Raw genomic sequence first — 2,426 nt, 5'->3', positions numbered from 1 at the left:
CCATGCCACGCAGAACCAGTCGCTGCTGGCGGCCATGCTGCTGTCCATGCCGGCGGCGGCGGCCCTCATCGCCATGGCCGAGCCCATCGTGCGGGTGCTGTTCGAGCGCGGCGCCTTCGACGCCTTGGCCACCGCGCAGACGGCGCATGCGCTCATCGCCTTTTCCACCGGCCTGCCCGCCTATGTGCTGATCCGCGTCTTGCAGCCGGGCTTTTTCGCCCGCGAGGATACCGTCACGCCCACCATTTTCGCCGGCATTTCGGTGCTGGCCAATATCGTGCTGTCGCTGCTGCTCTTTCCCAGCCTCGTCCATATCGGCATCGCCATCGCCACCGCCGCCTCCTCCTGGCTCAATGCCGTGCTGCTGGCGCTGTTCCTGGCCCGGCGCGGCCACTTTGCCCTCTCCGGCGCCGAATGGCGGCGCCACGGGCTGATCCTCTTCATCAGCGCCATCATGGGCGCCAGCCTTTACCTGCTGGCCGACCAGGGCCGGGCCTATCTCGCCTCCTCCGCCCCCTTCTGGCAGCAGGCCGGCGTGCTGGCGGTGCTGGTGGGGTTCGGGCTGGTGCTTTACTTCACCCTCGTCCATGTCAGCCGCGTGCAGCCCCTGGGCCAGCTCTTTTCGCAATTGCGGCGCCGGCGCTAGGCCGGGATGACTTTATCCGCCATCGGATATAAGTGTTCGCAAGATATCTGTTACAGGGTTCTCCATGTCGTTCACTCCCCGCGTCTTCTCCGGCATCCAGCCATCGGGCGATCTGCATCTGGGCAATTATCTCGGCGCCATCCGCCGTTTCGTGCCCCTCCAGCACACGCATGAGACCATTTATTGCGTGGTGGACATGCATGCCATCACCGTCTGGCAGGAGCCCGAGGACCTGCGCCGGGCGACGCGCGAGGTGGCCGCTGCCTATATCGCGGCCGGCATCGACCCCAAAAAGGCGATCGTCTTCAACCAGAGCCAGGTCGTCCAGCATGCCGAGCTGGCCTGGGTGTTCAATTGCATCGCCCGGATCGGCTGGATGTACCGGATGACCCAGTTCAAGGACAAGGCGGGCAAGAATTCGGAAAATGTCTCGCTGGGCCTGCTCGCCTATCCCTCGCTGATGGCGGCCGACATCCTGCTCTACAAGGCCACGCAGGTGCCGGTGGGGGACGATCAGAAGCAGCATCTGGAGCTGACCCGCGACATCGCGGCCAAGTTCAACAACGACTATGCAGCCTCCATTGCCGCCCAGGGATTGGACGCCGAATTCTTCCCCATCACCGAGCCGCTGATCGCCGGCCCGGCCACCCGCATCATGAGCCTGCGCGATGGCACGCGGAAGATGAGCAAGTCCGACCCCTCCGACCAGTCGCGCATTTCCCTGCTCGACGATGCCGACGCCATCGCCAAAAAGATCAAGCGCGCCACCACCGATCCCGAGCCGCTGCCCGAAACCCTGGAGGGCCTGTCCGGCCGCCCCGAGGCCGATAATCTGGTGGGCATCTATGCGGCGCTGGCCGACCGGAGCAAGGCCGAGGTCCTGGCCGAATTCGGCGGCAAGGGCTGGGGCGTCTTCAAGCCGGCGCTGGCGGATCTCGCCGTGCAGCAACTGGCGCCCATGGCCGATGAGATGCGGCGCCTGGTGGCCGACACCACCACGATCGACGCCATTTTGCGCGACGGCGCCGAACGCGCCGGCGCCATTGCCGAGCGCACCATGAACCAGGTGCGCTCCATCGTCGGGTTCATCCGCTGAAGCCAGCCAATCGGGAGGCGCCATGTACGATACCGAATATAAGCGCAAATTCCTCGTCCTCATCGACGAGACCGAGGAATGCGACCGGGCGCTGACTTTCGCCGCCTTCCGCGTCAAGCGCACCGGCGGCACGGTGGTACTTTTGAGCATCATCGCCAAGCCCGAATTCATCGGCCTGGGCGTGGAGGATGTGCTGCGGGCCGAGGCGGCCGAACAGGCCGAGCGCAATCTCGACATCCGCCTCGCCCGCATCCGCGACATCGGCGGCGTGCGCAGCGAATCGGTGATCCGCGAGGGCGATCCCCCCGAGGAAATCGAGCGCCTCATCGCCCAGGACCGCGACATTGCCATTCTCGTGCTGGCCGCCTCCACCGGCACCGAGGGGCCGGGACCGCTGGTGACCCACTTCGCCAGCCGGGCCAATGCCCTGCCCATTCCCCTTACCATTGTGCCGGGCCGCATGACCGACGAGGAAATCATCGCCATCTGCTGACGGGAACGGGAAGCAGCCATGCCGCTTTTGCCCTTGCATCCCCAGGACAAAAGACTATTTTAGAAGCGTTCTAATCGTAAACCCAGGCGCGAAGATGTTCATCCAGACCGAAGCCACGCCCAATCCCGCGACCCTGAAATTCCTGCCGGGGCGCGATGTGCTGGTGGGCGAGCCGCGCGATTTCCGCAGCC

At 65.3% G+C, this 2,426-nt stretch carries 4 protein-coding genes; all 4 read left to right on the top strand.

The window, feature by feature from the left end:
• Positions 1 to 646, top strand: a 646-nt coding sequence (gene murJ / locus VDP82_RS17020) for a murein biosynthesis integral membrane protein MurJ (protein ID WP_323016016.1), incomplete at its 5' end; no start/stop codon positions are given.
• Positions 647 to 710: 64 nt separating this feature from the next.
• On the top strand, positions 711 to 1,742 hold the full coding sequence (trpS, locus tag VDP82_RS17015; RefSeq protein ID WP_323016015.1) for a tryptophan--tRNA ligase: 1,032 nt from the start codon (positions 711 to 713) through the stop codon (positions 1,740 to 1,742).
• A 22-nt stretch (positions 1,743 to 1,764) separates the two neighbouring features.
• A complete protein-coding gene (locus tag VDP82_RS17010) occupies positions 1,765 to 2,235 on the top strand; it encodes a universal stress protein (RefSeq protein ID WP_323016014.1) in 471 nt (156 codons plus the stop codon).
• A 94-nt stretch (positions 2,236 to 2,329) separates the two neighbouring features.
• Positions 2,330 to 2,426, top strand: a 97-nt coding sequence (locus VDP82_RS17005) for a NifU N-terminal domain-containing protein (RefSeq protein WP_323016017.1), incomplete at its 3' end; no start/stop codon positions are given.

The sequence above is a fragment of the Devosia sp. genome (genome assembly GCF_034675085.1).
Lineage (GTDB): Bacteria > Pseudomonadota > Alphaproteobacteria > Rhizobiales > Devosiaceae > Devosia.
Note: the sequence above shows the minus strand (reverse complement) of the source record. Positions and strands in the feature narration are given on the sequence as shown.